A 2,514-nucleotide genomic window follows, 5' to 3' on the forward strand; every position below is an offset into this window, starting at 1 on the left:
AAAGACCGGTAGCATCCTGAACGAGAGCCTTGCGTTCAGCAGGTTCAATCCCTGATTTACCATGGCGAAGCCATTTGAAGAAGGCGGCGGTAGCCTCTTTCTTCTTGGTATCCTCGGCCTCACCGGGTTTAACAATAGCGGCTTTCTGGAGTTTTAGTTCCAGTTCATCAATACGATGATTGTATTTCTCCAGTGTTTCTTTGCAGGTGGCAGAGGCAGCGCCGTATTTCTTGGCTTCCTCGTCCATTGTGCCGGCAAAATTACGCATCTCAGCTACGGCACCCTGCACCTGTTCGGATAATTCCTTGATTTCCATATTAGACTTTCACTCCTTTAATTTTGTTGAGATTGGCTTTGATACTGGCTTCTGCCCTTTTGTAATCAAAGCTAGTGTTTATAGCTTTAAGGTCATCCAACGCTTTTGATAATTCAGCGGCTTCTTGGTCGCTTGCAGTGGGGAGAGTGGACTTAGCCGGCTCTTCGTCCTGCTGGGCGGCATCAAGCAGTGCTTGCAAAGCATTAACAGCCTCTTGCACCTTAGTTAAATTGGAGGCGGATAAAACACGTCCTGATTTCACGCCGGTAATGACGGCTTCAGGATTGGCAGCGAAGGTGACAGGGGATATATCCCACAGTCTTACTTCTTTCAGATGCCTTATTTTGCCTTCCAGAGCTTCGGTTATGGTGTCGTATCCTATGGACATAGTATTGATAACACCGTCTTTCATAAGGGCCAGTACTTCCCTTGCACGTTGTACGCCCAGGGATAGTTTGGCTTTGAAATACAGGCCGTAATCATCTTCGTAAAGTTCCAATATCTTACCGATTGGCTCATTGGCGTTGTGGTTAAAAAGCAACTTAATACGCTTCATGCCCTCTTTGACGGTCTTAGCAAAAGCCCCTTTATCTACGACATCACCGTAGGAGTCAGGCATACCGCCAAAGGTAGAGGCATAACCCTCAAATGTGCCTGCCTCTTCGTCAAATGCCTTAAGCTCAAGCTTGAATTCCTTGCGTTCCAGTACTCGTGTCATACCCATCACCTCTAAATAATTAAATGTTCGCCCACAATCCAGACATAGCCAGCCTTCGTCAACTCGTTCAGACCGGCTGGTTTTCGGGTTCTTGCAATAAGGGCAATTGATAATCTCAACGGGGGTTTCCTCAGTGATATCGGCCATAATTGCCTCCAATAAAAAAACCCCCGGTTAAGAGGGCTTGTTTGATAACTTTTTGATTGGTTAATCTACGCCAAATAACTCTGTGCACCGGCAGTTAATTACCTCATCCGCACTTCCGCTTGAGTCTCCCGGATACATAAGCCCGTTGGAATAAGGCTTGCCAAGAGGTACTGTTTCACCATCCATAAAAGCGTGGGAATCTCTTGTACGGTCATCTCTGGCGGCTAACCATGTGTGAGTTTGGACTACTCCTGACTGTCTGGCTGCTTCCTGTTGTCCGTATCCTGCCGCCTTTGCAACTTCTGTCCTTGCTACTCTGGCGGCTTTCCATGCGGAGTTGTCATCATAGTACTGACGTATCTGCTTACTGATATTCTGGATAGATAAACCGTCTCCAAAGCCTGCCTGAATTATTTCCCTTACCGCTTCAAGTTCGGTTTCCATAATGGTAGTGACGGTCTTGGCGGCGTTCTTTTTTATCCATGCGATAGCAGCCTCAGTGAACGGGTCAAAGGTTTCATCAGCCTTTTTACGCATACCCAAGTCGTCAGCTACGTCTGTGCCAAAATCCTCAATCAAGGACATGTAGACCGCACTGAGTTTCTCTTCCCATTCCGGCTCGGCGTCTTTTAAGGCGTTGCTGGCAGAGTTTATACACTGTTCTGGGGTTTTGCCTTTAATGCCGGCAAGTATTTCTCCGTTTGACTCATAGAGTTCTTGCATCTTGTCTCCGACAACCCCCCACCAGCCTATACGCCGCGAGTCTATCCGCTTCCATGCCGCTGTCTTCTGTTCCTCGGACATACCAGCGGACTTTCTACCCACAGGGAGTTGCATTGATTTACCGACAGGCATTAAGGAGAAGGGCATATAACTCCTGTTCCAGCCTTCAAACTTCTCAAACCCCATCTCAAGCCGGTTGTTAATCTGCTCAAAGGGTACGCCCATACCCCAGAGTATTTGAGCTTGAGCAACTTTGGCGGTAAAGTCAGCCCGAAGGGCGGCTACTCCTGACAAGTCGTACCCAATTGTGATATCCCCGTATAAAGGGGCTATTCTCATGTTAAGCGTTGCTTGTATATCGTCCAGCATGGGGATAACCACATCTTGATACAACGCCTTGCGGGCCTCAGCCATATTGTTATAACTGGACTGCTCTAGGTCTCCCAAGAATATAGGGGAGATGCCGAAAGCAGCTGCTATATCCCGCTTATTCTGTAAACGAGAGGCGATAAAATCCATTTCTACAGCTGACAGTGACATCTGTTGCCACTTCATGCCGGCATTTAGTAACCAAGGGGCTCTCCGTTCAGAATTCCCCTTGTACATATCT

3 protein-coding genes are annotated in these 2,514 nt (G+C 47.7%); all 3 read right to left on the reverse strand.

The features are described 5' to 3' along the window. Positions 1-316, reverse strand: a 316-nt coding sequence (locus tag WC259_RS08310) for a hypothetical protein (RefSeq protein ID WP_372644278.1), incomplete at its 3' end; no start/stop codon positions are given. A 1-nt stretch (position 317) separates the two neighbouring features. Then, positions 318-1,181: an HK97 family phage prohead protease gene (locus tag WC259_RS08315; RefSeq protein WP_372644281.1), complete on the reverse strand. Its 864-nt coding sequence runs from the start codon at positions 1,179-1,181 to the stop codon at positions 318-320. A 60-nt stretch (positions 1,182-1,241) separates the two neighbouring features. Next, on the reverse strand, positions 1,242-2,514 hold a 1,273-nt coding region (locus WC259_RS08320; RefSeq protein ID WP_372644284.1), incomplete at its 5' end, for a phage portal protein.

The sequence above is a fragment of the Dehalococcoides sp. genome, from assembly GCF_041654235.1.
GTDB classification, from domain to species: Bacteria; Chloroflexota; Dehalococcoidia; order Dehalococcoidales; family Dehalococcoidaceae; genus Dehalococcoides; species Dehalococcoides mccartyi_B.

Bases quoted from the DNA above. Each gene is read 5' to 3' on its own strand.
- WC259_RS08315 (WP_372644281.1), bottom strand. From the start codon at position 1,181: ATGGCCGATATCACTGAGGAAACCCCCGTTGAGATTATCAATTGCCCT.